Raw genomic sequence first — 24,138 nt, forward strand, 5'->3', positions numbered from 1 at the left:
CACTTCACCACGTCCTGTGATCATGCGCACGTCGATGCGCTCGGCCCCGGCCCGGCGCCGTTCGGCGCTTCGCGCGGTTTGTCACTAAATGTTACGTTGAGCCCAGCGGCTGCCGGCTCCCCTCAGCAGCGGCCGCATCACGGCAGCCCGCCGCTCGAGCCGTCCGAGGCTGGACGCTCCCGTCGGGCGGAGCCCGTCAGGTGCGTGGCCCACAGTGGCCCTCACCCACTTCCCCCGCTCAGCGCCAGGCCTGGCCACGACGGCCGCCCGGCGAAGCCGCAGGCCGCCCACGGTGGCCGCGATGCGCCGTCAGCGGCGCTCTGGAGGTTTGGCGATGGAGCCATGGCAGTCCCATGTCACGCGAGGGCGCTCCGCCCCGCCGCACCGACGACTCCGCAGGCTCGCGCGCAGGTCGACCGCCGCGACCCTCGCCCTGGTGGTGATGGCCACCGGCCTGACGACGATGGCCACGTCGGCCACCGCCCAGGACGAGCCGTGGATGAACACCGACCTGTCGCCCGACGAGCGCGCCGACCTGCTCGCCGACGCGATGACCCTCGACCAGAAGCTCACGCTGTTCAACGGCAGCGGCGCAGGGGCCACGGCGATCCCCGAGCTGGGCGTCCCCGCACGCCGGGAGATCGACGGCGCCACCGGCGTGATCGTCGCGGACGTCCCGACGACGGCCTTCCCGGCGGGCGCCTCGCTCGCCTCCACATGGAACCCCGACCTGGCGCAGGCCTTCGGCCGCCAGGCGGGGCTCGAGACCCACCTCACGGGATTCTCGGGCTGGGCGGGCCCGTCGAGCGACCTGGTGCGCAGCCCGTTCAACGGCCGCCAGTGGGCCACCTACGGCGAGGACCCGCTGCTCGCGGGGCTGATGCCCGGCAACGTGATCGCCGGGGTCAACCAGACGAACGACACCAACGGCGTCTACTCGCTGCCCAAGCACTACGTCGCCAACAACCAGGAGACCCAGCGCACCACGCTGGACGCCGTGCTGGACGAGCGCACGCTCCGGGAGGTCTACGTCCGCACCTGGGAGTCGCTGGTCGAGGCGGAGCCCGGCGCGGTCATGTGCGCGTTCCCCCGCGTGAACGGGACGCACGCCTGCGAGAACCCGAACCTGCTGTGGGACATCCTCAAGGGCGAGCTCGGGTACCCCGGGTGGGTGTCCTCCGACTTCAACGCGTGCACCACCCTCGAGGCGTACAACCTCGGCGCGGACGTGTGCGGCCCGGGCTTCCCCGACTTCGCCACGTTCACCGCGGCAGTCGAGGACGGGACGATCACCCCGGAGCGGTTCGAGGACATGGTGCACCGCATCCTGCGCTCGTACTTCAAGGACGGGATCATCGACCACCCGCCCGTCGGCAGCCTGGAGAACCCGAAGCCGGCGACGCCGCCGCTCTCGGACGAGGTCGTGGCGGCGGGTGACGAGACGGCGTACCGCATCGCCGTCGACGGGTCGGTGCTGCTGCGCAACGAGGACGGGGCGCTGCCGCTGGAGGCCGACGAGCTCGACTCGATCGCCGTGATCGGCGAGGCCGCGGACCGGTACCTCACCGGGTTCGGCAGCGACATCGTCGTCGACCCGACGCAGTTGACGACCATCCTGGACGGCATCGCCGACCGGGCCGGGAGCGGCGTGGCGGTCACGCACGTCGACGGCGCCGACCCGGTGCGCCCGGGCGACCTGATGCCCGGCGACCCGCCGGTCCCGTCCGGGGTGCTGCAGCCGTCCACCGGCTCCGGTCCCGGGCTCTGGGCCGAGTGGTTCACCACGTCCGACTTCAGCGGCACGCCCAACACGACCCGGGTCGAGGACCAGGTCAACTGGGCGGAGGGGCTCGCCGCGGTGTTCGGCCAGTTCGGGTACAACCCGTCCCCCGCGCCGAAGCTGCCCGACGCGTTCCTCGGCGCGCCGAACCCGTCGGTCCGCTGGTCGGGGACGCTGAACCCGACGGAGACGGGCCCCTACCAGCTCGGCGTGACGGTGCTGGGCCAGGTGACGTTGTCGGTGGACGGCCAGGAGGTCCTCACGGCCGACGCCGACACCATCCAGACGCTGTCCACCGAGCTCGAGCTCACCGCCGGGCAGAGCTACGACATCGTCATCGAGTACGTCGCCGACGCGCCGAACCAGTGCTGCCCGGGGACCACGTCGGAGATCGGCCCCACCATCCGGTTCTCCTGGGTCCCGCCGAACGGCAACGCCTCACCGCAGATCCAGGAGGCCGTCGGGGCCGCCGCGACGTCCGACGTCGCGGTGATCGTCGCCAACGACTACATGGGCGAGTCCCTCGACCGCGGCAACCTGGGGCTGTTCCAAGACATGAGCCTGCTGATCGAGTCGGTGGCCGCGGTCAACCCCAACGTCGTCGTCGTGCTCGCCACGGGGGCGCCGGTGGAGATGCCCTGGCTGGACAGCGTCCCAGCGGTGTTCGAGTCCTGGTATCCGGGCCAGCAGCAGGGCAGCGCCATCGCCGCGCTGCTGTTCGGCGACGAGGACTTCAGCGGTCGGCTGCCGATCACGTGGCCGGCGTCGGAGGAGCAGGTCGTCGACGAGATCGGCCTGGCGAACCCCTACCTCGACGTCAACGTCCCCGACATCACCGTCGACTACACCGACGGCGTCTTCGTCGGCTACCGGGCCTACGACGAGCTGGGCGTGGAGCCGCTGTTCCCGTTCGGGCACGGGCTGTCGTACTCGTCGTTCGCGTACGACAACCTCCAGGTCACCGGCCCGCGGGCCCGGCAGAACGAGGGGCCGGACACGTCCGAGCCGGGGCTGGTGAGCGTCGACGTGACGAACACCGGCACGTTCACCTCCACCGAGGTGGTGCAGGTCTACAACGGCCGGCTGCCCACCGATCGGGCCGTGACACCGCCGCAGGCGCTGCTCGGCTGGGGCCGGGTGACCTTGGCGCCCGGGGAGACCGCCACCGTCGAGGTGCCCATCGAGCTCTACACGCCCCAGCACGTGCTGGCGTACTGGGACACGGAGTTCGGCTACTGGATCACCCCGACGGGGACCACCGACCTGTATGTCGGCTCGTCGTCGCGGGATGTGCGGCTGACCTCGACCCTCGAGGTCCGCGAGCCGCTGGAGCCGGACACCACGCCGCCGACGTTCGAGCTGACCGGGTTCACTGACGGCGGGCTCTACGGCGTGGGCGGCACGATCGACTGGGGCCTGACGGTCGACGACCCGACGGCCACCGTCGTCGCGACGCTCGACGGCCAGCCGATCGACCTGTCGGTCCCGCTCGAGCTGTGGCGCCTGGACCTGGGCCAGCACACGCTGGTCGTGACGGCCACGGACCCGTCCGGCAACTCCACCACCGAGACCTTCAGGTTCTATCTGAAGACCTCGCTCCGGGACCTCGACCTCATGCTGCAGCACTTCGAGGACACCGGGGTCGTCGACCCGGTGGACGTCGTCGCCCTGCGGAACACGCTCTTCCGCGTGCGCGCGGTCGAGGCCAGGGGCAATGACGCGGGGGCTGTCGTGCTGCTGCGGACGATGCGGGCCGAGGTGCTGGCACTCAACCTCGCCGACGACGCCGAGGCGGCGCTGCTGCGCAGCATCGACGCCATCATCGTCGAGCTCGGCGGGACGCCACCGGGGGCGGGCGCCGCGGCACGCGCGGAGCTCGACGGCCTGGCCGTGGAGCCCGAGGACGAGGGCGAGCTGCTGCGCGAGTAGCGGCCCGCGGAGGGAGAGGCCATGCCGTGTCGGGGCGCCAGCAGGTGGCGCCCCGACACGGCGGCGCTTGCTCCGCCCCCAGGATTCGAACCCGGACCGCAAGGCACCAAAGGCCTGCGTGCTGCCGTTACACCAGGGCGGACCGGCCCACACCGCCGCCCGCAGAGGGGGTGATGTGCGCCTCGGCAGACCAGTCTGCCAGGCCACGCACGGCATGATGTCCTCGTGGCCACCGACGCGAGACGACAAACGCGCCCCCGGATGACCGGCGTGGAGCGACGAGAGCAGCTGATCGACGTCAGCCGTGTCCTTTTCGCCGAGAAGGGCTTCGACGGGACGAGCGTCGAGGAGATCGCCTCCCGGGCCAAGGTCTCCAAGCCTGTCGTGTACGAGCACTTCGGCGGCAAGGAGGGCATCTACGCGGTCGTCGTGGACCGCGAGATCCAGCACCTCACCAACGCGCTGACCTCGGCCCTGGACGGCGGCGGCCACCCGAAGGTGCTCGTCGAGCGGATGGCGATGACGCTGCTGAACTACATCGAGAACTCCACGGACGGCTTCCAGATCCTGGTGCGGGACTCCCCTGTCGCGCAGGCCACCGGCACGTTCTCCAGCCTCATCGGCGACGTCGCGACCCAGGTGGAGCACCGGCTCGGCGACCAGTTCAAGAAGCAGGGCCTGGACCCCAAGTCCGCGCCGATCTACGCGCAGATGCTGGTCGGGATGGTGGCGCTCACCGGGCAGTACTGGCTCGACGCGCGCAGCCCCGGCAAGGCGGAGGTCGCGGCGCACCTGGTGAACCTCGCGTGGAACGGGCTGTCGGGCCTGGAGCGCCGGCCGCGGCTGGCCAGCGCGCCGTGAGCGGGCGCCGTTATCTCGACGGCGAGTAATCTCAGCGCATGGCGGCAGGCAGCACTCCGGCGGACGACGCCGACGACAGGGACGCGACGGCGACCGCGGGGCAGCGCGTCAGCGCCACGGCGGGCCCCGGGCCCGAGGGCGGGATGCGCGACGAGGTCGACCGGATCGTCACGGCCTGGGAGCGCGAGCGCCCCGACCTGGACGTCACACCGCTCACGGTGCTGTCCCGCGTCAGCCGGCTCGCCCGGCACCTGGACTTGGCGCGCCGCGCGGTGTTCGCGCGGCATGGCCTGGAGACGTGGGAGTTCGACGTGCTCTCGGCGCTGCGCCGCGCGGGCGCGCCGTACCGGCTCTCCCCCGGCGCCCTGCTGACGCAGACGCTGGTGACGAGCGGGACGATGACCAACCGCATCGACCGGCTGACCCAGCGTGGCTTCGTGTCCCGGATGCCCTCCCCGGAGGACCGGCGCGGGGTGCTCGTCGAGCTCACCGACCTGGGCCGCACGCGTGTGGACGGCGCCCTCGCCGACCTGCTCGACGAGGAGCGCACCCTGCTGGCCGGCCTGGCCGACGAGGACCGGGCCCGGCTCGCTGACCTGCTGCGCAGCGTGGTCGCCCCGTTCGACGCCCACTAGCCCTTCGACGCCCACTAGCCCCTGCGACGGCCATGAGCCGTCACGGCAGCCGTTCCCACAACCCGACGTGGTGGTTGCGGCCCGCCTGGGCGAACTCCCCGCGCAGCCACTCCTCGAGCGCGGGGCTCATCTCGTTCCGGGAGAGCTGGTTCGTCAGCAGCGCGCCGCGCGCGTCGGCCAGCTGCGCCCAGATGACGCGCTCGTCGGGCGGCAGCCCCGCGGGCGGTCCTGCGGGCGGTCCTGCGCCCCGGGCCGCGCGGGCGTCCGCGGCGGCCAGCTCGGGGGTCGGGCTGCCCTCGTCGAGGGCCAGCCGGAGCCCGAAGATGTCCACCACGTCGGGGCAGCCCGCCCGGATCTGCCGCCTGCTCGCGTCGGCCGCGGCGAGCACCGACGGCGTGGCGCTCCATGTGCACTCGTGCTCCCGGGCGAAGGCCGCCAGCGGCTCGTTGGCGAGGGGCCGTCCCCAGCCGGGCGCCACGGCGCCGGAGACCGCCAGCGGCACCGCCAACACCGCGCCTGCCGCGATGGCCCACGGGTGGGCCTGCGTGGGCAGCCGCGCGGCCAGGCGGCCGGCGCCCGCCCCGAGCAGCAGGCACAGCGCGGGCCCCACGAACGCGGTGTAGTGCGTGCCCCAACTCGGCGCCACGAGCAGCAGCGCCATCTGGGCCAGGGCCAGCAGCCCCCACCACACCGGGTCGGACCAGTCCCTCGGCCGCACGCGGGCGTAGACGGCGCGGGCCACCGGCGCCGCGCACAGGGCCAGGAGCAGCAGTCCGCCCGCGACGGCGAGGGCGTGCCCGATGGTGGGGCCGGTGAGCGCCACCGGGGACACGAGCGTGCCGATCCGCTCCAGGGCGCCCGTCGGGTTGGCCTCGCGGCCCCGCTGGATCGCGACGATGTTCCGCCAGGCCGCCGACGGGTCCGCCACCGCGAGGGCCAGCGCCGGGCTGAGCCCCACCACGCACCACAGCGCCCCGCGGCCGACGGCGCGCACTCCCGCCCGGGCCCCGACCAGCGCGCCCAGCACCAGCACGTCGGCGGCGCCCCACAGCTTGAACGCGACGGCCAGCCCGGCCATCGCCCCCGCCACCCGCACCGCTCGGGGAGCCGGCCCGGCCCGGTCGCCCGGGGCCCGGCGCAACCCGAGCAGGGCGACCAGCACGCACACGTTGAGCAGCGGCTCGAGGTACACCGTCCGCTCGGCGATCGTGATCGTGCCCCACGCGGCGTACAGCGCCCCGCCGACGACTGCCGCCGTCCACCCGCGCGGACGCAGGATCATCGCGACGAGCACGGCGTTCACGGCGCCGACCAGCACCACCGCGACCCGCGCGGCGGCCAGCGCCCAGGAGTCGCCGACCAAGCCCGCCACCGCCGCGAACGGCGCCAGGGCCACCACGACGCCGCCCGGCTGCAGGAAGGTGAAGTCCGTGTACGGCAGGTCGCCCGCGAGCAGGTGCTGCGCCGCGGCGAGGTGCACGCCGTCGTCGTAGCCGATCACCCCGCGCAACGACCCCCGGTGCAGCACCGGGCCCAGGCGCATGGCCACCGCGAGGCAGCCGAGGATGAGTGCCAGGACGACGAGCCCGCGGCTGCCCGACCGCGGGGCCGGCAGCGCTACCCGGCGCTCTCCGCCGCCGCCAGCCACAGCTCCTCGAGCGCGTCGCGCTCCTCGGCGAGGGCCCGCAGCTCGGCGTCGAGCCGCTGGACCGCCTGGTGGTCGGTGGCCTGGGCGGCCATCTTCTCGTGCAGGCGCGCCTCGAGCTCGGCGATCTTGCCGAGCCGGCGCTCGACGCGCTGCACCTCCTTGCGGGCGGCGCGCTGGTCGGCTGCGCTGGGCGCGGGCTGCGCGTCGTCGGCCGCGCTCGACGGCGCCCCGCTGGGTGCGGCCGCCGGGCGCGCGGTCCCGGGCGCGGCGCGGCGCAGCTCGAGGTACTGCTCCACCCCGCCCGGCAGGTCGCGGATGGCGCCGTCGCCCAGCAGGGCCACCTGCCGGTCGCAGACCCGCTCCAGCAGGTACCTGTCGTGCGAGACGACGATGAGCGTGCCCGGCCAGCCGTCGAGCAGGTCCTCGAGCGCGGCCAGGGTGTCGGTGTCGAGGTCGTTCGTGGGCTCGTCGAGGAGCAGCACGTTCGGCTCCCCCACCAGCAGCCGCAGGAGCTGCAGCCGTCGGCGCTCCCCACCCGAGAGGTCCCGCACCGGGGTGCGGGCGCGGTCCTTGGTGAAGCCGAGCCGCTCCACGAGCTGCGCGGCGGTCAGCTCCTTGCCGCCGGCCACGACGGTGCGCTTCTCCCGCTCGACCACCTCGACCACACGCAGGTCGGCGAGCTCGTCGAGGTCCTCCACGTCCTGCGTGAGCTCGGCCACCTGCACCGTCTTGCCCCGCTTGACCCGGCCCGACGTGGGCTCCAGCCGCCCGGCGAGCAGGCGCAGCAGCGTCGTCTTGCCCGCGCCGTTGACCCCGACGATGCCGTACCGGTCGCCCGGGCCCAGCCGCCAGGTCACGTCGTCGAGCAGCGCCCGGCCGCGCACGGCAGGGCTGTCGGCGGTGGCGGGCTCGTCGAAGCGGAGGGTGACGTCCTCCAGGTCCAGCACGTCCTTGCCGAGCCGGCTGGTGGCCATCCGGGTCAGCTCGAGCTGGTCGCGGGGCGCCGGCTCGTCGGCGATGAGCTCGGTGGCGGCGTCGATGCGGAACTTCGGCTTGGAGGTGCGGGCCGGGGCGCCGCGGCGCAGCCACGCGAGCTCCTTGCGCAGCAGGTTCTGCCGCTTCTCCTCCGTGACGGCCGCCGTGCGCGCCCGCTCCGCGCGGGCCAGCACGTAGGCGGCGTACCCGCCCTCGTACCCCTCGACGCCGCCGTCGTTGACCTCCCACATGCGCGTGCACACCGCGTCGAGGAACCAGCGGTCGTGGGTGACGACCACCAGTGCCCCGTTGCCGCGCGCGTACCGCTCGGCCAGGTGCTCGGCGAGCCAGGCGACCCCCTCGACGTCCAGGTGGTTGGTGGGCTCGTCGAGCGCCAGCACCTCGTCGTCGCGCACCAGCAGCCGGGCCAGCGCGACACGGCGGCGCTGCCCGCCGGAGAGCGTGGCGACGTCGTCGTCGAAGGACAGGTCGGCCAGCAGCCCGGCGTGCACCGAGCGGATCCGGGGGTCGGTGGCCCAGGTGTGCTCGTCGGCGTCCCCGTGCACCAGGTCCCGCACCGTCTTCCCGGCGGGCAGCTCGTCCCGCTGGTCGAGCACGGCGACGCGCACGCTGCCCGCGCGGGTCACACGGCCGGAGTCGGGCGCCTGGATGCCGGCCAGCACGCGCAGCAGCGTGGACTTGCCGGCGCCGTTGGGGCCGACCACCCCGACGCGCATGCCGTCGTCGAGCCCGAGGCTCACCTCGTCGAGGAGCGTGCGGGTGCCGAGCGTGAGCGAGACGGAGTCCGCTCCGAGCAGGTGGGCCATCGAGCTCTTTCCATGGGGACGGGCGTGCGGTTGTTGGTGGGGCCGGTCCGAGCGGGCGACGGGGCGCCTGCCTGTCGATGCCGTGCCGCCTCCGATGCTACGGCGACGGGCTGGCGATGACCCGCGCCCCCGGGACGGGCCCGACGGCGGTGAGCACCGTGTCGGCGACGCCGGCCGCGGTCAGCGCCGCGCCTATCACCTGCGCGTGGGCCCGGCTGCGCGCCAGCGCCGCCACTGTCGGCCCCGAGCCGGACACGAGGACGCCCAGGGCGCCCACGTCATCCGCCGCCGCGAGGGTCTCGGCCAGCTCGGGCGCCAGCTCGAGGGCCGCGGGCTGCAGGTCGTTGCGCAGCGCGCGCCCGAGCGCCGTCGCGTCGCCCGCGCGGAGCGCCTGCAGCAGCTCCAGGTCGCTGTCCGGGCCGAAGGCGCCGGAGCCCGCGCCGGCCAAGGCGTCGAACTCCGCGTAGACGCGCGCCGTCGACAGGCCCACGTCCCGCACGGCGAAGACCCAGTGGTACTCGCCGCGGCTGAGCGCGGGCGTCAGCACGTCGCCCCGGCCCGATCCGATCGCGGTGTGCCCAACCAGCCCGAACGGCACGTCCGAGCCGAGGCCCGCGGCCAGCTCGTGCAGCTGGTCGCGGCTGAGCCCGGCGCCCCAGAACGCGTCGCAGGCGAGCAGGGCCGCCGCCGCGTCCGCCGATCCGCCCGCCATCCCTCCGGCCACCGGCACCGACTTCTCGATGTGCAGGTGCACGCCGTCGTCGATGCCCGCGAACTCCGCGAGGGCGCGCGCCGCGCGCAAAGCCAGGTTCGTCTCGTCCGTGGGCACCAGGTGCGCCTGCGGGCCGCTGACCGAGAGCGTCAGGCCGTCCCCGGGGGTCGCCACGACGTCCTCGTACACCGACACCGCCTGGAACACGGTCACCAGGGGGTGGTAGCCGTCGGGCTCGCGGGCGCCGACGCGCAGCCCCAAGTTCACCTTGCCGGGCGCGCGGACCCGGACCTCGGGCTGGCTGCCGATCTCGACGCGGGGCTGGGTCACGGCTCCACTGTGCCAGGTCCGCCCACGGGCGGCCCGGACTGCTCCACCGGCCCCGGCTCGGCGCCGGCCTGTTCGGCGAGCTGTGCCGCGATCCGCGCGAAGCCGTCGATGTCCACCCGCTCGCCACGGGTCTGCGGGTCGATGCCCGCGCCCTCCAACGCGCGCACGGCCGCCTGTGGGGAGCCGGCCAGCGGGGCCAGTGCCGCGCGGAGCATCTTGCGGCGCTGCGCGAACGCGGCGTCGACCACCGCGAAGACCTGCTGCCGGGTGGCGGACGTCACCGGCGGCTCCCGCCGGTCCATGCGCACCAGCGCCGAGTCCACGTTCGGCGCCGGCCAGAAGACGTTGCGGCCCACGGTGGCGGTGCGGCGGGCCGAGGCGTACCAGGCGACCTTCGCGGACGGCACCCCGTAGACGCGGCTGCCGGGGGGCGCGGCCAGGCGGTCGGCAACCTCCGCCTGCACCATCACCAGCACGCGCTCGAGGCTCGGGAACCGCTCGAGGAAGGTCAGCAGCACCGGCACCGAGACGTTGTACGGGAGGTTCGCGACGAGCGCGGTGGGCGGCGGGCCCGGCAGCTCGTGCACCTCCAGCGCGTCGGCCCCGACGACCGTCAGGTCGGCCTCGCCGGGGACATGCGCGGCGACGGTGCCCGGCAGCAGGCCCGCGAGCACCGGGTCGATCTCCACGGCGACGACGCTGGCCCCCGCCTCCAGCAGCCCGAGCGTCAGCGAGCCGAGCCCCGGCCCGACCTCGACGACCCGCTCGCCCGCTGTCACGTCGGCCTGGCGCACGATCTTGCGGACCGTGCCCCCGTCGAGCACGAAGTTCTGTCCGAGGGTCTTGGTGGGGCGGATGCCCGCCCGTGCGGCCAGCTCGCGGATCTCCGCGGGACCGAGCAGGGGTCCGGCGGTGGCAGTCATGCCCCAGAGCCTAACGGCCCGCGCCGGAGACGCCGCGAGCGCGCACTCCCCGGAGGGTGTGCGCGCTCGCGACAGGGTGCTGCGATGCCGCGTCCGTCAGCTGAACAGGCGTGAGCCGCAGTGCGGCCACTGCCCGGCGCCCGAGCGGTTGTAGAGCATCTTCGCGCGGGCCGTCTGCTCGTCGGCGGACGCCTGCGAGGGCAGGCCCGTGCCGCCGACGGCCTGCCACGTGGCCACCGAGAACTGGTACAGCCCGTGGTACTTGCCGGTCGCGGAGACGATCGACGCGTTGCCGCCCGACTCGCACTTCGCCAGCGCGGCCCAGTTCAACGAGTCGGCGGCGCCGCCCGCGGTGATGGCGCTGCCCGACGACGAGGACGCCGCGGCCCGCTTCTTGGTGCCCACCTTGACGACCTCGTCGACCGGGGCCTGGGCCACCGTGTCGGAGAGGGTCTCGCGGGCCGTCTCCACGCCGTCCACAGTGGTGACGCGGTCGACGACGGTGCGGACACCGGCGACGCCCTGGGTGACGACGGCCTTCTGGCCGACGTAGCGCGACGCGTCGTCCTGCGTCACGGTGCCGAAGGCGATCTCGCTGGTGGTGGTGACCTCCTCGACGGTCACGCGGCTCACGACGACGGACACACGGCCCGCGTCGGTGCGGGTGACGGTCACGGTGTCGTGCTCGCCGAGCGTGATGCCCAGGCCGTCGAGGGCGTCCCCGACGGTGGTGGAACCGTCGTCGACGGTGAGTGTCTGGCCGTCCACGACCACGTCGGCGGGGCCGTCCAGGGTCAGTTCGAGCGACAGCTCGGGGCGGCCGTCGGCGGTGGAGCGGGTGGCCAGGAGCCGCACATCGGCGCCGCGCGACGCCAGCGTCTCGAGGGCCTCGTCGGCGGTGAGCGCCGTGGTCCACACGCTCTCGGCGGTCCCATCGGTCTGCACGTCGATCTGGCGTGCGTGCCGGACGACGATCTCGGCGCCGTCCTGCAGGGCCCCCAGGGGGGCGACCAGGTCACGCTCGGATATCTCGATGTCCTTCTCGTCGAGGAGCCCCTCGACGCTGCCGGACCAGGTGGTCACGGTCGTGGTCTCGCCGTTCACGTCCAGCGAGACGGTTTTGTGGGCGGCGGCTGCGACGGCGGTGCCGGAGCCGACCAGCAGGACTGCTGTCGCCGCGACGACGGCGCGGAATCGCATGGAGCGGAAGGGGGCCGAGCCGGTGGCCCGGCGGCGGGGGGCGGCGCTCTCGGAAGCGTCCGTGGAGGGGGATTGAGTCGAGGAAGTCACGCGTTTCCAGACGTCGGAGTTCCCGGGCACGGGGAGACGGTGCGGCCTCAGACAGGCCCCAACGACGACGTCGACCGACCGGCCGCACGACGATGTGCGTCCTCCTGGGAGGCTGCACCCGCTGGTCCGGATCCCCGATCCGGCAGTCACGGCCCGCGGTCACGTGTCGTGAACGAGCCGGCGTCGCCCGCGCGCACACCACCACACAGGTGGCGAACGGCGTTCGAGCGACATAGGACCGTAACTGGTGCGTGACAGATGTGCCAATCGGCGGCTGTCAGCGCGGAGCCCTCGGGGTCAGTACCAGCCCTTGGCCTGGGAGGCGGCCCACGCCCCGCAGGGAGTGCCGTAACGGCCCTCGATGTAGTTCAAACCCCAGGTGATCTGGGTCGCCGGGTTGGTGCGCCAGTCGTCGGCCACAGTGGCCATCTTCGAGCCCGGCAGGGCCTGCGGGATGCCGTAGGCGCCCGACGACTTGTTCTCGGCGTTCACCCGCCAGCCGCTCTCCTTCTTCCACAGCGACAGCAGGCAGGCGAACTCGTCGTCGCCGTACCCCCGCGCCGCCGCGAGCTGCTTGCCGAGCTCCTGCGCGCTGCCCGGCTCCACCACGACGGTGGACGGGTCGGGGAGCTCCTGGGTGCCGACCCGGACGACCTGCGTCACGGGCGCCACCGTCACGACGGACGCCACGACGGTCCGCTCGACGACGGCGCCGCCCACGATCGACAGCGAGTACGTGGTGGTCCGCACCCCGGCCTTGCCCTTGGTCTTGACGACCTTGTTGCCCTTGACGAGCGCCGGGTCCTCGACCTCTTCGACCTCGAAGGGCACGACCTCGGTCTGCGTCTCCCCGCCCACGCTGGCGCGGGTGACCAGGACGACCAAACCGTCCACGGCCGTCGCGTCCAGCGGCACCGAGACCTGGTCGCCCTCCTCGAGCACCAGGCCGATCTCGCGCAGCGCCTCGCGGACCGTGGGCGCGCTGGTCACGCCGTCGATGACCTGCCCGTCCACCGCGAGGTGGATCGTCTTCTGGGTGGAGACCCGCAGCGGCTCCCGGCCGAGCGACGCCGAGCGCGACGCCGACAGCAGCGTGTCCCCGCCGCGCAGCCCCAGGCCGTCCACCGCCTCGCCCACCGTCAGCGCGGTGGTCCACACGCGCTGCTCCGAGCCGTCGATCACCACGTCGAGCTCACGCCCGTGCCGCACCACGACCTGGGAGTTGTTCCTCACCGGCTCGTCGACGCCCGGCGCGACCAAGTCGCGCTCGCCAACCTCGATGCCGCCGCCGGCGAGCACGTCGCCCACGGTGCGGCCGAACGCGCTGACCTCGACGGTCTGCCCGTCGAGGTCCACGGTGACGGTCTTGTGCAGCACGGCGAAGGCGCTGGTGCCGCCTGCGACGAGGGCCAGGACGAGCGCCTGGGCGCCGAGCCGGGCCACGCGGGATATGCCGGAGGCCTCGCGAGCCGAGCGCTCCTGGGCCTCGCGCAGCGCCGCACGCTCGCGCCGCGTCTGCGGCTGCGCGTCGTGCTGGGGCACCGGTGCTCCTCGTGCTGGGGGAAGTGGCAGCGGACGTCGCTGCCGGTCGGCCGCACCGACCGTAACCGATCCGTGACGCTAGCGGGTAGCCGACAGCGGCCTGATCGGCGGGTTCTCACCCGACCCTCACTCCTGTGGCGGCGCCCCGAACGGGCTCACCAGGGGCCGTAGACGTCCTGTGAGGTCGCCGCGATGGCCGCGCACACGTCGGCCAAGTCCCGGTCCAGCGTCGCGGCGACGTGGCGCACGGTGTGCGGCAGCAGGTACGGCGAGTTCGGCCGGCCGCGGTACGGGTGCGGCGTCAGATACGGCGCGTCAGTCTCCACGAGCACCCGGTCGAGCGGCGTGGCCCGCAGGGCCTCCCGGAGCCCGTCGTTCGCCTTGAACGTGACGGGCCCCGCGAACGACAGGTACCAGCCGTGCTCGGCGCACACGGCGGCCATCTGCGCGTCGCCCGAGTAGCAGTGGAACACCGTGCGCTCGGGCGCGCCGTCCCGCAGCAGCACGTCGATGACGTCCTGGTGCGCGTCACGGTCGTGGATCTGCAGGGCCAGGCCCAGCTCCTTGGCGAGCGCGATATGCGCCCGGAACGCCTCGACCTGCGCCCGGCGGCCGGCCGGCCCGGCGCGGAAGAAGTCCAGCCCGGTCTCGCCGATCGCGCGGACCCGCTCGTTGCCACGGGCCAGCTCCGCGATCCGGGAGATCGCCGCGTCGAGGGGCACGTCGTGCCGGGCCTCGGGCGCCGGATCCAGGCCGTCCGGGGCCACCTCGCGGACGCCCGCGTGCAGCACCGCCTCGTTCGGGTGCACTGCGAGCGCCCCCAGCAGCGTGCGGTCCCCCGCGGCGGCCCGCTCGCGCAGCAGCGCGTCAGTCCACGCGGCGGCGTCCAGGTCGCAGCCGACCTGCACCATGCGCGTCACCCCGACGGCGGCCGCGGCTGCTAGGTGATCGTCGAGCGTGCGCGGGGCGCCTCCCCCGTCACCGTCCCCGGGCACGTCGAAGGACAGCACGCTCTCGAGGTGCGTGTGGTTGTCGACGACGGGCACGGGCAACGGCTCGGGGGCGGCGGGCCATCCCCGTTCGCGCGTGCGTCGGCTCACTGCTCAGCCGGCTCCTCGATGCGCGGGAACAGCGACGCGCCCTTGGTGACGACGGTCCCGGGACGCAGCTGGCCCCAGCGCGCGGCGGCGTCGACCGGCTGCAGCGCGAGCGCGCCCAGCGCCGGCTCGGCGCCCAGCGACTCCCACAGCGCGGCGGCGGCCTTCGGGGTCACCGGGTGCAGCAGCACCGCGAGCGCGCGCAGCGCCTCGGCGGCCGTGACCAGGATCGTCGCGAGCCGCCCGCCCTGGACTGCGGCGCCGTCGGGGCCGACCTCGGCCGGGTCCTTGGCGACCTTCCACGGCTCCTGCTCGGTGATGTACCCGTTCGTCGCCTCGACGAGCGTCCACACCGCCGCGATCGCCTCATGCAGCGCGAGCCGGTCGATGGCGTCCTCGGCGTCCGTCACGGCGCGCGCCGCCACGGCCGCGAGCGCCTCCTCGGCGTCGGACTGCGGGCCCGGCGTCGGCAGCACCCCGCCGTAGTACTTGCCGATCATCGCCGCGACGCGCGAGGCCAGGTTGCCGAACCCGTTCGCGAGCTCAGCCTGGTAGCGGGCGGCCAGGTCCTCCCAGGAGAACGACCCGTCCTGCCCGAAGGCGATGGACCGCAGGAAGTAGTAGCGGAACGCGTCCGAGCCGAACGTGTCGATGATCTGGCTGGGCGCGATGCCGGTGAGCTTGGTCTTGCTCATCTTCTCGCCGCCCACCAGCAGCCAGCCGTGCGCGAAGACCTGCCCGGGCAGCGGCAGCCCGGCGGCCATCAGCATGGCCGGCCAGATCACCGCGTGGAAGCGCAGGATGTCCTTGCCGACCAGGTGCACGTTCGCCGGCCAGGTGCGCTCGAAGCGGGCCTTCTCCTCCGGGTCGTCGGAGTCGACGCCGATGGCCGTGGCGTAGTTCAGCAGCGCGTCGAACCACACGTACAGCACGTGCGTGGTGTCCCACGGGATCGGGATGCCCCAGTCGAACGTGTTCCGGGAGATCGACAGGTCCTGCAGGCCCTGCTTGACGAACGCGATGACCTCGTTGCGCGCGCTGGCCGGCTGCACGAAGTCGGGGTTCTGCTCGTAGAAGTCGAGCAGCCGCTGCGTGTACGCGCTCATCCGGAAGAAGTAGTTCTGCTCGGAGAGCATCTCCACGGGGCGGCCGTGGATGGCGCAGACCTTCTGGCCCGCGTACTCGCCGGTCCCGTCCACCAGGTCGCCGGGCAGCTTGTACTCCTCGCAGCCCACGCAGTACGGGCCCTCGTAGGAGCCGGCGTAGATCTCGCCCTTGTCCTTGAGGTCCTGGATGAATGCCTGCACCCGCTCGGTGTGGCGCGGCTGCGTGGTGCGGATGAAGTCGTCGTTGCGCACGTCGAGCGTCTCGAGCACGGGCTTCCAGGCGTCCTCGACCAGGCGGTCGGCCCACTCCTGCGGGCTGACGCCGTTCGCCTCGGCGGTGCGCATGACCTTCTGGCCGTGCTCGTCCGTCCCGGTCAGGAACCACACGGGCTCCTGGCGCTGGCGGTGCCAGCGGGTGATGACGTCCGCCGCCACCGTCGTGTACGCGTGCCCGATGTGGGGGGCGTCGTTCACGTAGTAGATCGGGGTCGTCAGGTAGAAGGTCGAGCGCGCGTCGGGCATGGGTTCATCGTAGGACCGCCGCCAGGGCAGTCTCCCTGTCATTTCACGGGTCGGCCCCGCGTCGGTCGCAGCGCCGCCCGTCAGAGCCGGGTCAGCCCGCGGCGCAGCCCTCGCACGGCCTGCGCGATGCGCTGCTCGTTCTCGATCAGCGCGAACCGCACGTGCCCGTCGCCGCCCGGGCCGAAGCCGACGCCGGGCGAGACCGCGACGTCGCATTCGCGCACCAGGTGCTGGGCGAACTCGATTGAGCCCATGTCCGCGTACGGCTCCGGGATCTTGGCCCAGGCGAACATCGTGCCCTTGGGCTTGAGGATGTCCCAGCCGATGCGCCCCAGGCCGTCGACGAGGGCGTCACGCCGCGCCTCGTAGACCTTGTTGAGCTCGCGCGGGTAGTCGGCCGCCTCGTTGAGCGTGACCGTCGCGGCGATCTGGATGGGCTGGAAGGTGCCGTAGTCCAGGTAGCTCTTGAGCTTGGCCAGCGCGCCGACCACATCCGGCCGCCCGACGAGGAACGCGACGCGCCAGCCGGCCATCGAGAAGGACTTGGTCATCGAGTACAGCTCGACGGCCACCTCCTTGGCGCCCTCGCACTGCAGGATCGACGGGGGGCTCCACCCGTCGAAGCACATGTCGCCGTAGGCCAGGTCGTGCACCAGCACCACGTCCCGCTCGCGGGCCCAGTCGACCAGCCTCTGCAGGTCCGCGAGCTCGACGGTGGTGGTCGTGGGGTTGTGCGGGAACGACAGCACCACCACGCGCGGCTTGGGCCAGCCCAGCTCCCACGCCTCCATCACGCGGTCGATGTACCCGGCGCCGTCGTCCCCGTCGCCGATGGGCACCTGGCGCGCGTCGGCGCCCGCGAAGTACGGGCCCCAGATGTGGATCGGGTAGCTGGGCGTCGGCACGATCGCCGCGTCACCGGGCTGCAGCAGCACCCACATGAGGTGGCTGAACCCCTCCTTGGCGCCGATGGTGGACAGCACCTCGGTGTCCGGGTCCAGCGCGACGCCGAAGCGGCGCGAGTACAGGTCGGCCACGGCCTGGCGCAGCTTGGGCAGCCCGCGTGAGGAGGAGTACCTGTGGTTGCGGGTGTTCGCCGCCGCCTCGGCCAGCTTGTCCACGGCGACCTGCGGGCTGGGCAGGTCCGGGTTGCCGAAGCCCAGGTCGATGACGTCGCGCCCCTCGCGGCGGGCCTCGAGCTTGAGCGAGTCGATGATCGTGAACACGTAGGGCGGCAGGCCCGGGATGCGACGGAACTCCATGCCCGGACGCTAGACCCGCAGGCGGCGCGGCGGCCAGGGCTTTCGCCGCGGCCAGGGCATCCGCGACGCGCCGAGGGCTGACTCCCCGCGCCGAACCTGAGAGGCTGGCCAGGAGCGACCGCACCACCTCAGGAGACCCCCATGCCCGGCCCCACCCCCGCCCCCGCCAGCACGCGCACGCACCGTGCGCTCCTGGTCGTCGACGTGCAGCCCACGTTCTGCGAGGGCGGCGCGCTCGGCGTCGAGGGCGGCAACGCCGTGGCCGAGGCGATCGCCGCCTACGCCGCCCAGAACCGCCACCGCTACGACCTCGTCGTCACCACCCAGGACTGGCACATCGACCCGGGCGCCCACTTCAGCGAGGCCCCGGACTTCATCGACACCTGGCCGCCGCACGGCGTGGCGGGCACCGCCGAGGCCGAGCTGCACCCCGCGCTGGCCGGGCTCCGGCCCGATGCCAGCGTCAAGAAGGGCGAGTACGCCGCGGCCTACTCGGGGTTCGAGGCGGTGGACGCCGAGGGCCGCTCACTGGCGGCACTGCTCGACGCCGGGCAGGTGACGGATGTCGACGTGGTGGGCATCGCCGAGTCGCACTGCGTGAAGGCCACGACGCTCGACGCCCTCACCCTCGGGCTGCGGGCCCGCGTGCTCACCGACCTCACCGTGCCGGTCACCCCCGAGCAGGGCCTGCAGGCCCGGCAGGCGATGTCCGCCGCGGGCGCCGAGCTGGTCGCCTCCCAGGACGCCTGAGCCGGCCGGCGAACCGCGGGGGCCGTCAGCGCTTGCGGGCGGCGAGGGCCGCGGCGTAGAGGTCGCGCTTGGGCACCTGGGCGGCCTCGGCCACCTCGGACACCGCGTCCTTGAGCCGCTCCCCGGCATCCGCCCGGGCGAGCACCTCCGCGACCAGGTCCGCGGTGGACACCGCTGCCCGGCCCACGTCCCCGCCCACCACCACGGCGATCTCGCCGCGCACCTCCCCGGCCCGCGCCCAGGCCAGCAGATCCCCGAGCGGGCCGCGGCGGACCTCCTCATACGTCTTGGTCAACTCGCGGCACACGGCGGCGGGCCGCTCCGCGCCGAAGGCCTCGGACATCGCCGCGAGGGTGTCCGCCAGCCGGTGCGGCGCCTCGAAGAAGACGAGCGTGCGGCGCTCGGTGGCGAGCTCGGCCAGGGCCCGCGCCCGCTCGCCGGGCTTGCGGGGCGGGAAGCCCTCGAAGCAGAACCGGTCGGTCGGCAGCCCGGAGAGCGCCAACGCGGTGAGCACGGCGCTGGGCCCGGGCGCGGCGGTCACCGGCAGCCCGGCCGCGACGGCCGCCTCCACCACCCGGAACCCGGGGTCGGACACCGCGGGCATGCCCGCGTCGGTGACCACCAGGACGGTGCCGCCCCCGGCGACCACCTCCAACAGGTCTCCGGCCCGCTCGGCCTCGTTGTGCTCGTGGTAGCTGACCACGCGCCCGCCGATCACCACGCCCATCCGGGACGCGAGCCCTCGCAGCCGCCGGGTGTCCTCCGCGGCGACCACATCAGCCTCGGCGAGCAGCCGGCGCAGGTGCAGCGACGCGTCCTCCACATCGCCGATGGGCGTCGCGGCGAGCACGAGGCGGCCGGTCGTGGCGCCGTGCCCGGGCGCCGTGGGGACGGAGGCCGGCGTGGGGGTCGTGGGGGTGCTCACGCGTCCCAGCCTGCCACCCCCGGCGTCCTCGCCCGTCGCCTGCCCGCCGGGGCCCTGCTCCCACCGGAGCCACGTTCGCGAAGCCGCCCCGGGCGCCGCGGCGCAGACGAGGCATCTGGGCACTGTCGGCGGCGGTGTCGCCCCGCCTAACATGACCCGCGTGCCGCGTACACCCGAGGATGACGCCACCCGCCAGAACGGCCACGCGCCGGTCGGCCCCGCTGGCGTTCCCACCGCTGTGGAGGTCGACGCGGCGCACCCCCGCGCCATCGACGAGCCGGCCGGCGACGACGCCGGCCCGCCGCCGTGGCCGCCGACGGATGACGGCGCCCACGACGAGCGCACCGCCGACGAGGAGCTGCCCCTGCCCACCGTCGAGCGCCTGCGCCGCAGGCTGCTCGGCGAGCGCACGCTGCTGCTCGACGCCACCCCGCGCGCCCGGCTGACCGGCTGGCTGTGGGCCCTGGCCGTCACCGCGCTGGCCGCCGTGCTGCGCTTCGTGCGGCTTGGCACCCCGCACAGCCTCGTCTTCGACGAGACCTACTACGTCAAGGACGCGTTCTCGCTGCTGACCCAGGGCTATGAGGCCCAGTGGGGCGAGGAGCCGAACCCGGCGTTCGAGGCGGGCGACACGAGCATGCTCGGCGTCGACCCGTCGTATGTGGTGCATCCGCCGGTGGGCAAGTGGCTCATCGGGTGGGGCATCGAGCTCGGCGGCGGCGCGGGCAACTCGGCGGCGTGGCGGCTCGCGGCCGCCATCGTCGGCACGTTGAGCGTGCTGCTGATGGTGCGCATCGCCCGGCGGCTGTTCGCCTCGAACGCGCTGGGGGTCACGGCGGGGCTGCTGCTCGCCGTCGACGGCGCCGCGATCGTGGGCTCGCGCATCAGCCTGCTCGACGGCTTCGTGATGTTCTTCGCGCTGGCCGCGTTCGGGGCGCTGATCCTCGACCGCGAGCAGGCCAGACGGCGCCTCGCGGACCGCACGGCGGTGATCCTCGACGCGGGCGGCACGCTCGGCTGGGGCCCAGGGCTCGGCGTCCGCTGGTGGCGGCTCGCGGCCGCGGTGCTGCTGGGCCTGTGCATCGGCACCAAGTGGTCTGGCCTCTACTTCCTGGCGGTCTTCGGCCTGATGACCGTCGCGTGGGACGCCACGGCCCGCCGCGCGGCAGGCGTCCGGAACTGGCCGCTGGCCACGTTCGTGCGGGACGCCGTCCCCGCGGGCATCGCCATGGTGGGCATCGCCGCCGTCACGTATGTGGCCTCGTGGGCGTCATGGTTCCGCACCCCGCAGGCCTACCTGCGCCAGTGGGCGGCCGAGAACCCGGATCAGGGCGTCCAGTGGCTGCCCGAGGCCCTGCGCTCGCTGGTGAAGTACCACCAGGACATGTGGGGGTTCCACCGCGGCCTGACGTCGGAGCACACCTACTCGGCGCATCCGCTGGGCTGGATCGTGCAGTGGCGGCCCACGTCCTACTGGTACCCGAGCGAGGTCTCCTCGTTGTCGGGCGACGCCGCGCGCGAGGCCTGCGGGGCCGACTCCTGCGCGCAGGCGATCACGTCGCTCGGCAACCCGCTGCTGTGGTGGGCCGGCGCGGCGGCGATCCTCGTCGCGCTGGTGTGGCTCGTGTGGCAGCGCGACTGGCGCGCGGGCGCGGTGCTGTCCGGCATCGTCGCCGGGTGGCTCCCCTGGTTCCTGTACGCCGAGCGCACCATCTTCACGTTCTACTCGGTGGCGTTCGTGCCGTGGGTGGTGCTCACCCTGACCTACGTGCTGGGCCTCGTGGTGGGGCCGCCCGACGGCGACCGCCGGGCCCGGCGGCAGGCCATCGGGTGGGCGGCGGCCTTCGTGGCGCTGATCGTGGCGGTGAGCGCGTTCTTCTACCCGATCTGGACGGCGTGGGTCATCCCGTACGACTTCTGGCGCATGCACATGTGGCTGACGAGCTGGATCTGACGCGCCGGCCGGGCGGGCCCGCCTAGCCCTGGCTCACAGGGCCCAGTCGACCTGCGGGGACGGGTGCCAGGGGAATCCGGCCCGCTCCCAGAACACTGGCTGGTGGGCCACGCGGGCGCGGAACCCCTCCCAAGAGCGGCGCTCGGGGACCGACCATGCGACCTCCGCCACGGCGGCCAGCCGGGGCAGCAGCATGCGCAGCAACGAGTCCAGGTCGTGCAGCGTCTCGCTCCACACGGCCGCCTCGACACCGATCACGGCGCCGGGGTCCACGCCCTCGACCAGGGTGGACGGCTCCCAGTCGTAGGCGTCCCGCAGCTCGATGTGCCCGGCCCACTCCAGGCCCAACTCGGTGGAGGCGTCGTACTTCATGTCCAGGTAGACCCGCGACCCCGGGGACATCAGCAGCCGCGCCCCGGACGCCACCGCGTCCCGGACCGCCTGCAGGTCGGGCCGTGTGTCCCAGAGCTGCACGATCGCTCCGGGCGGGAGCGGGACGCCCGCGGCCTCCTGCCAGCCGACCACCGTCTTGCCCGTCGCCTGGACCACCTTGGCCGCGGCCTCGATCAGCTCTGTGTACTCGGCGCGCTCCATCGTGAGCACCTCGTCGCCGCCCAGGTGCAGGTACGGCCCGGCGGTGAGCTGCGCGGCGTCGGTCAGCACATCCTCGACGAACCCCTGGGTCGCCGGGAGGGCGGCCGTCAGGCGGCTGAAGCCGACCTCGAGGCCCACATGCCGGGGCGGGGCCTCACCGGACGGGTTGAGCTCGGGGTAGGCGCGCAGCGCGGCGTTGACGTGGCCGGGCAGGTCGATCTCCGGCACCAGCGTGACGCCCCGCGCGGACGCGTAGCTGGTCAGGTCGCGCAGGTCCGCGACCGTCAGGCGCCCGCCGCGCCCGCCGGTCACCGCGCCCTCCGCGGCCTCCTCCACGAGTCGTGGCCGCGACGGCGTCTCCAGCCGCCACGCCTGGTCGTCCGTGAGGTGCAGGTGCAGCATGTTGAGCTTGTAGTGCGCCATCAGCGAGATGACGACCTTGATCTCGTCCGGGGTGAAGAAGCTCCGCGCGATGTCGAGGGACAGCCCGCGCCAGCGGTAGCGCGGCACATCCTCCACGCGCACCGCGCGCGCCCGCAGCAGCCCGTCCGGGCCGGGGCGCAGCAACTGCTGGAACGTCAGGAAGCCCGCGAGCAGGCCCTCGGTGGTGGGCGCGGAGACCTGCGCCCGGCCGGGGCCGACCTCCAGCCGGTAGCTCTGCGCGGCGGTCGCCGCCCGGTCGGCCTCCGGGGTGCTCTCAGGCGCGGGCACCTGCGCGTCGGGCGTGACCCGCAGCACGAGGACGTCCTCGCCGCGCACCGCCCCGCCATGCCCGCGCACCTCGACCGCCCGGTGGGTCAGCCGGCCGAGCAAGTCGCCGGCCAGGACCCCGACCGACATCTCGTCCGGGCTGTCGCCCACCAGGATGACGAGCCTGGGCCCCAGCACGAACTCCTCGGCGTCGAGGGGCTCGCACCGGAGCGGCTGCGGGATGAGCTCAATGGCGTCAGGCTGCACGGCGCCCCTCTCGGTCGGGGCGGCGCCGGGGCGCCGCTGGCCGACATCCTCGCATCGCGGCGCTCGGAGAGAAAGGGGTTGTGATGTGCGTTTTCGCGATCCTCCGTGGGACGCCACGCCTGGTCAGCGACCTCCAGAGACGACTCAACCCTGCCCGCCTCAGCGGCGGACAGGGTTGGCGTCGAACTCGGTGGTGGAGCTGAGGGGATTCGAACCCCTGACCTTCTCATTGCGAACGAGACGCGCTACCAACTGCGCCACAGCCCCTCGAGCGGCTCAAACATTAGCACCCGAGCGGGGTGCATCGCGAACTCGCCGCTACTCCCCCGCGGCGCGTCGCCGCGCGAGGATCTCGTCGAGGTTCATCGACCCCGTGGTGGTCGCGGGCTGCTCGATCGGCGTGCGGCCGCCCTCGACGTCGGCGGCCGTGCGGCTCACCCCGTCGGCGTCCAGCGTGGAGCCACGCAGCCCGGCGTCGGCGGCCGGCTGCGCCGCGGCGGTGGAGCCCTCGACGTCGCCGAGCGGGGCGGGCTCCCGGCGGGGGGCCGAGGCCTTGAGCGTGTAGGTGGGGCGCGGCACCGGCACCGGCGACCAGGCGTCCTCGTCCTCGTCAGCGGCTGCGTCGCCCGTGCGGGCGGTGTCCGTCCGGGCGCTGCGGCGCACCACCGGGATGGTCCCGCTCGCCGCGCTCGGCGTGGCCGTCGCGGTGGCAGGGCCCTCGACGTTGTCGAGGATGCGGGCGAAGACCTCGGTGTGCGCCTCGGAGGGCCGCACCGCGTGCCCGGTGACGGCAGGCGCCTGCGCGGTGGCACGGGCGGGCGGCAGCGCGCGCTCATGCAGCTTGCGCTCCCACTCGGCGTCGGCGGCGTGCCCCGACACCACGGCGCGGCGGCCCAGCACCAGCACGGACCCCAACAGCACCGTGGGAGCCACACCGGCGAGCACCGTGACGGTGGTCAGCCCCGCGACGGCCCAGCCCGCGACGCTCGCCGCCAGCAGCGCCAGCGCCAGCACGGCACGACGGCGCGCAGCGGCGCCCCGTCGGGCGACGGCCGCCGCATGCGCGGCGCGCTGCTGCGCGGCACGACGGGCAGCGTCTGCGCTGATCCTGTCCTGAGTCCCGTGAGGTCGATCCACGGCCATGCCTCCGTTCGCACCGCCGGACGCCCCGAGCGGGATCCCCCGACCCGGGGTGAGCAACTTGACCCGCTGTTCGGCGACCGTCGAGCAGTCAGCCGAGGCAGTGAGCAGAACAGGTGTCGAGCGCTCCCTGCGCGGGCTCCGGCGACGAGGCCGGTCCGCGACGGCGAGCACCCGCAGCGCGCCCGAGTGGCGGTCGTCGATCCGCGCCTCGAGGAGCTGTTGGCGATGCCGCAGCCGGTGCGGCATCAAGTACGCGCCCCACAGGCCGACCACCGCGAGGGTGACGAGGCCTGCAGGAGTGTCCACGTCATGACGGTAGGGGCAGGCCCGTCACCACTCGGGGATCGACCTCGGCGTGTCGCGCTCCCCCTCCGCC

The 24,138-nt window shown here is 74.0% G+C and carries 17 protein-coding genes and 2 tRNA genes; 5 read left to right on the forward strand and 14 right to left on the reverse strand.

Going from position 1 to position 24,138, the window contains the following annotated elements; all coding sequences use genetic code 11:
* Positions 1-334 precede the first annotated feature (334 nt).
* Positions 335-3,709 (forward strand): beta-glucosidase, encoded by a 3,375-nt coding sequence (locus QUV83_RS00620; protein WP_289561649.1) that lies wholly within the window; start codon positions 335-337, stop codon positions 3,707-3,709.
* Positions 3,710-3,779: 70 nt separating this feature from the next.
* Here QUV83_RS00620 and QUV83_RS00625 read toward each other — a convergent pair.
* A tRNA-Gln gene (locus QUV83_RS00625) sits at positions 3,780-3,851 on the reverse strand.
* 119 nt (positions 3,852-3,970) lie between these two features.
* Between QUV83_RS00625 and QUV83_RS00630 the strand changes: the two genes are divergently transcribed.
* Positions 3,971-4,570, forward strand: coding sequence for a TetR/AcrR family transcriptional regulator (locus tag QUV83_RS00630; protein WP_289561650.1), 600 nt, complete (start codon positions 3,971-3,973; stop codon positions 4,568-4,570).
* Positions 4,571-4,713: 143 nt separating this feature from the next.
* Positions 4,714-5,205, forward strand: coding sequence for a MarR family winged helix-turn-helix transcriptional regulator (locus QUV83_RS00635; RefSeq protein ID WP_289562117.1), 492 nt, complete (start codon positions 4,714-4,716; stop codon positions 5,203-5,205).
* Positions 5,206-5,245: 40 nt separating this feature from the next.
* On the opposite strand, the gene QUV83_RS00640 is transcribed toward QUV83_RS00635, so the two are convergent.
* From QUV83_RS00640 to QUV83_RS00680, 9 genes are all read right to left on the reverse strand, one after another.
* Entirely contained in the window at positions 5,246-6,853 is a 1,608-nt protein-coding gene (locus QUV83_RS00640; protein WP_289561651.1) for a hypothetical protein, read from the reverse strand.
* Positions 6,823-8,655, reverse strand: coding sequence for an ABC-F family ATP-binding cassette domain-containing protein (locus QUV83_RS00645; RefSeq protein WP_289561652.1), 1,833 nt, complete (start codon positions 8,653-8,655; stop codon positions 6,823-6,825). Before QUV83_RS00645 ends, QUV83_RS00640 begins: the two co-directional genes overlap by 31 nt.
* Before the next feature lie 97 nt (positions 8,656-8,752).
* On the reverse strand, positions 8,753-9,697 hold the full coding sequence (locus QUV83_RS00650) for a 4-(cytidine 5'-diphospho)-2-C-methyl-D-erythritol kinase (RefSeq protein ID WP_289561653.1): 945 nt from the start codon (positions 9,695-9,697) through the stop codon (positions 8,753-8,755).
* Positions 9,694-10,620 (reverse strand): 16S rRNA (adenine(1518)-N(6)/adenine(1519)-N(6))-dimethyltransferase RsmA, encoded by a 927-nt coding sequence (gene rsmA, locus QUV83_RS00655; protein ID WP_289561654.1) that lies wholly within the window; start codon positions 10,618-10,620, stop codon positions 9,694-9,696. Before rsmA ends, QUV83_RS00650 begins: the two co-directional genes overlap by 4 nt.
* A 96-nt stretch (positions 10,621-10,716) precedes the next feature.
* Positions 10,717-11,820: a resuscitation-promoting factor gene (locus tag QUV83_RS00660; RefSeq protein ID WP_289561655.1), complete on the reverse strand. Its 1,104-nt coding sequence runs from the start codon at positions 11,818-11,820 to the stop codon at positions 10,717-10,719.
* Positions 11,821-12,207: 387 nt separating this feature from the next.
* Entirely contained in the window at positions 12,208-13,362 is a 1,155-nt protein-coding gene (locus tag QUV83_RS00665; protein WP_289562119.1) for a ubiquitin-like domain-containing protein, read from the reverse strand.
* A gap of 245 nt (positions 13,363-13,607) precedes the next feature.
* The gene (locus QUV83_RS00670; RefSeq protein ID WP_289561656.1) at positions 13,608-14,552 is read right to left on the reverse strand and encodes a TatD family hydrolase; all 945 of its coding nucleotides are present in this window, start codon (positions 14,550-14,552) and stop codon (positions 13,608-13,610) included.
* A complete protein-coding gene (metG, locus tag QUV83_RS00675; RefSeq protein WP_289561657.1) occupies positions 14,549-16,177 on the reverse strand; it encodes a methionine--tRNA ligase in 1,629 nt (542 codons plus the stop codon). Before metG ends, QUV83_RS00670 begins: the two co-directional genes overlap by 4 nt.
* 80 nt (positions 16,178-16,257) lie before the next feature.
* Positions 16,258-17,439, reverse strand: coding sequence for an aminotransferase class I/II-fold pyridoxal phosphate-dependent enzyme (locus tag QUV83_RS00680; protein ID WP_289561658.1), 1,182 nt, complete (start codon positions 17,437-17,439; stop codon positions 16,258-16,260).
* Between the two features lie 141 nt (positions 17,440-17,580).
* On the opposite strand from QUV83_RS00680, the gene QUV83_RS00685 reads away from it, so the two are divergent.
* Positions 17,581-18,189, forward strand: coding sequence for an isochorismatase family protein (locus QUV83_RS00685; RefSeq protein WP_289561659.1), 609 nt, complete (start codon positions 17,581-17,583; stop codon positions 18,187-18,189).
* A 25-nt stretch (positions 18,190-18,214) separates the two neighbouring features.
* On the opposite strand, the gene rsmI is transcribed toward QUV83_RS00685, so the two are convergent.
* The gene (gene rsmI / locus QUV83_RS00690) at positions 18,215-19,114 is read right to left on the reverse strand and encodes a 16S rRNA (cytidine(1402)-2'-O)-methyltransferase (protein ID WP_436231856.1); all 900 of its coding nucleotides are present in this window, start codon (positions 19,112-19,114) and stop codon (positions 18,215-18,217) included.
* Between the two features lie 151 nt (positions 19,115-19,265).
* On the opposite strand from rsmI, the gene QUV83_RS00695 reads away from it, so the two are divergent.
* Positions 19,266-21,068 (forward strand): dolichyl-phosphate-mannose--protein mannosyltransferase, encoded by a 1,803-nt coding sequence (locus QUV83_RS00695; protein ID WP_436231857.1) that lies wholly within the window; start codon positions 19,266-19,268, stop codon positions 21,066-21,068.
* Between the two features lie 33 nt (positions 21,069-21,101).
* Here QUV83_RS00695 and QUV83_RS00700 read toward each other — a convergent pair whose 3' ends face one another.
* The 3 genes from QUV83_RS00700 to QUV83_RS00710 form a co-directional block, all read right to left on the reverse strand.
* Entirely contained in the window at positions 21,102-22,619 is a 1,518-nt protein-coding gene (locus QUV83_RS00700; RefSeq protein WP_289561661.1) for a family 20 glycosylhydrolase, read from the reverse strand.
* Positions 22,620-22,810: 191 nt separating this feature from the next.
* Positions 22,811-22,886, reverse strand: a tRNA-Ala gene (locus tag QUV83_RS00705).
* 51 nt (positions 22,887-22,937) lie between these two features.
* Positions 22,938-24,068, reverse strand: a complete 1,131-nt coding sequence (locus QUV83_RS00710; RefSeq protein ID WP_289561662.1) for a hypothetical protein — start codon at positions 24,066-24,068, stop codon at positions 22,938-22,940.
* Positions 24,069-24,138 lie beyond the last annotated feature (70 nt).

Origin of the sequence: Cellulomonas cellasea, assembly GCF_030372105.1 — a bacterium.
In the GTDB taxonomy this organism is placed as follows: domain Bacteria; phylum Actinomycetota; class Actinomycetes; order Actinomycetales; family Cellulomonadaceae; genus Cellulomonas_A; species Cellulomonas_A cellasea_A.

Excerpts from the sequence above, each read along its gene's own strand:
- QUV83_RS00620 (WP_289561649.1), top strand. The coding sequence starts at position 335 with ATGGAGCCATGGCAGTCCCATGTCACGCGAGGGCGCTCCGCCCCGCCG.
- QUV83_RS00630 (WP_289561650.1), top strand. The coding sequence starts at position 3,971 with ATGACCGGCGTGGAGCGACGAGAGCAGCTGATCGACGTCAGCCGTGTC.
- QUV83_RS00635 (WP_289562117.1), top strand. The coding sequence starts at position 4,714 with ATGCGCGACGAGGTCGACCGGATCGTCACGGCCTGGGAGCGCGAGCGC.
- QUV83_RS00645 (WP_289561652.1), bottom strand. The coding sequence starts at position 8,655 with ATGGCCCACCTGCTCGGAGCGGACTCCGTCTCGCTCACGCTCGGCACC.
- rsmA (WP_289561654.1), bottom strand. The coding sequence starts at position 10,620 with ATGACTGCCACCGCCGGACCCCTGCTCGGTCCCGCGGAGATCCGCGAG.
- QUV83_RS00660 (WP_289561655.1), bottom strand. The coding sequence starts at position 11,820 with ATGCGATTCCGCGCCGTCGTCGCGGCGACAGCAGTCCTGCTGGTCGGC.
- metG (WP_289561657.1), bottom strand. The coding sequence starts at position 16,177 with ATGCCCGACGCGCGCTCGACCTTCTACCTGACGACCCCGATCTACTAC.
- QUV83_RS00680 (WP_289561658.1), bottom strand. The coding sequence starts at position 17,439 with ATGGAGTTCCGTCGCATCCCGGGCCTGCCGCCCTACGTGTTCACGATC.
- QUV83_RS00685 (WP_289561659.1), top strand. The coding sequence starts at position 17,581 with ATGCCCGGCCCCACCCCCGCCCCCGCCAGCACGCGCACGCACCGTGCG.
- QUV83_RS00695 (WP_436231857.1), top strand. The coding sequence starts at position 19,266 with ATGACCCGCGTGCCGCGTACACCCGAGGATGACGCCACCCGCCAGAAC.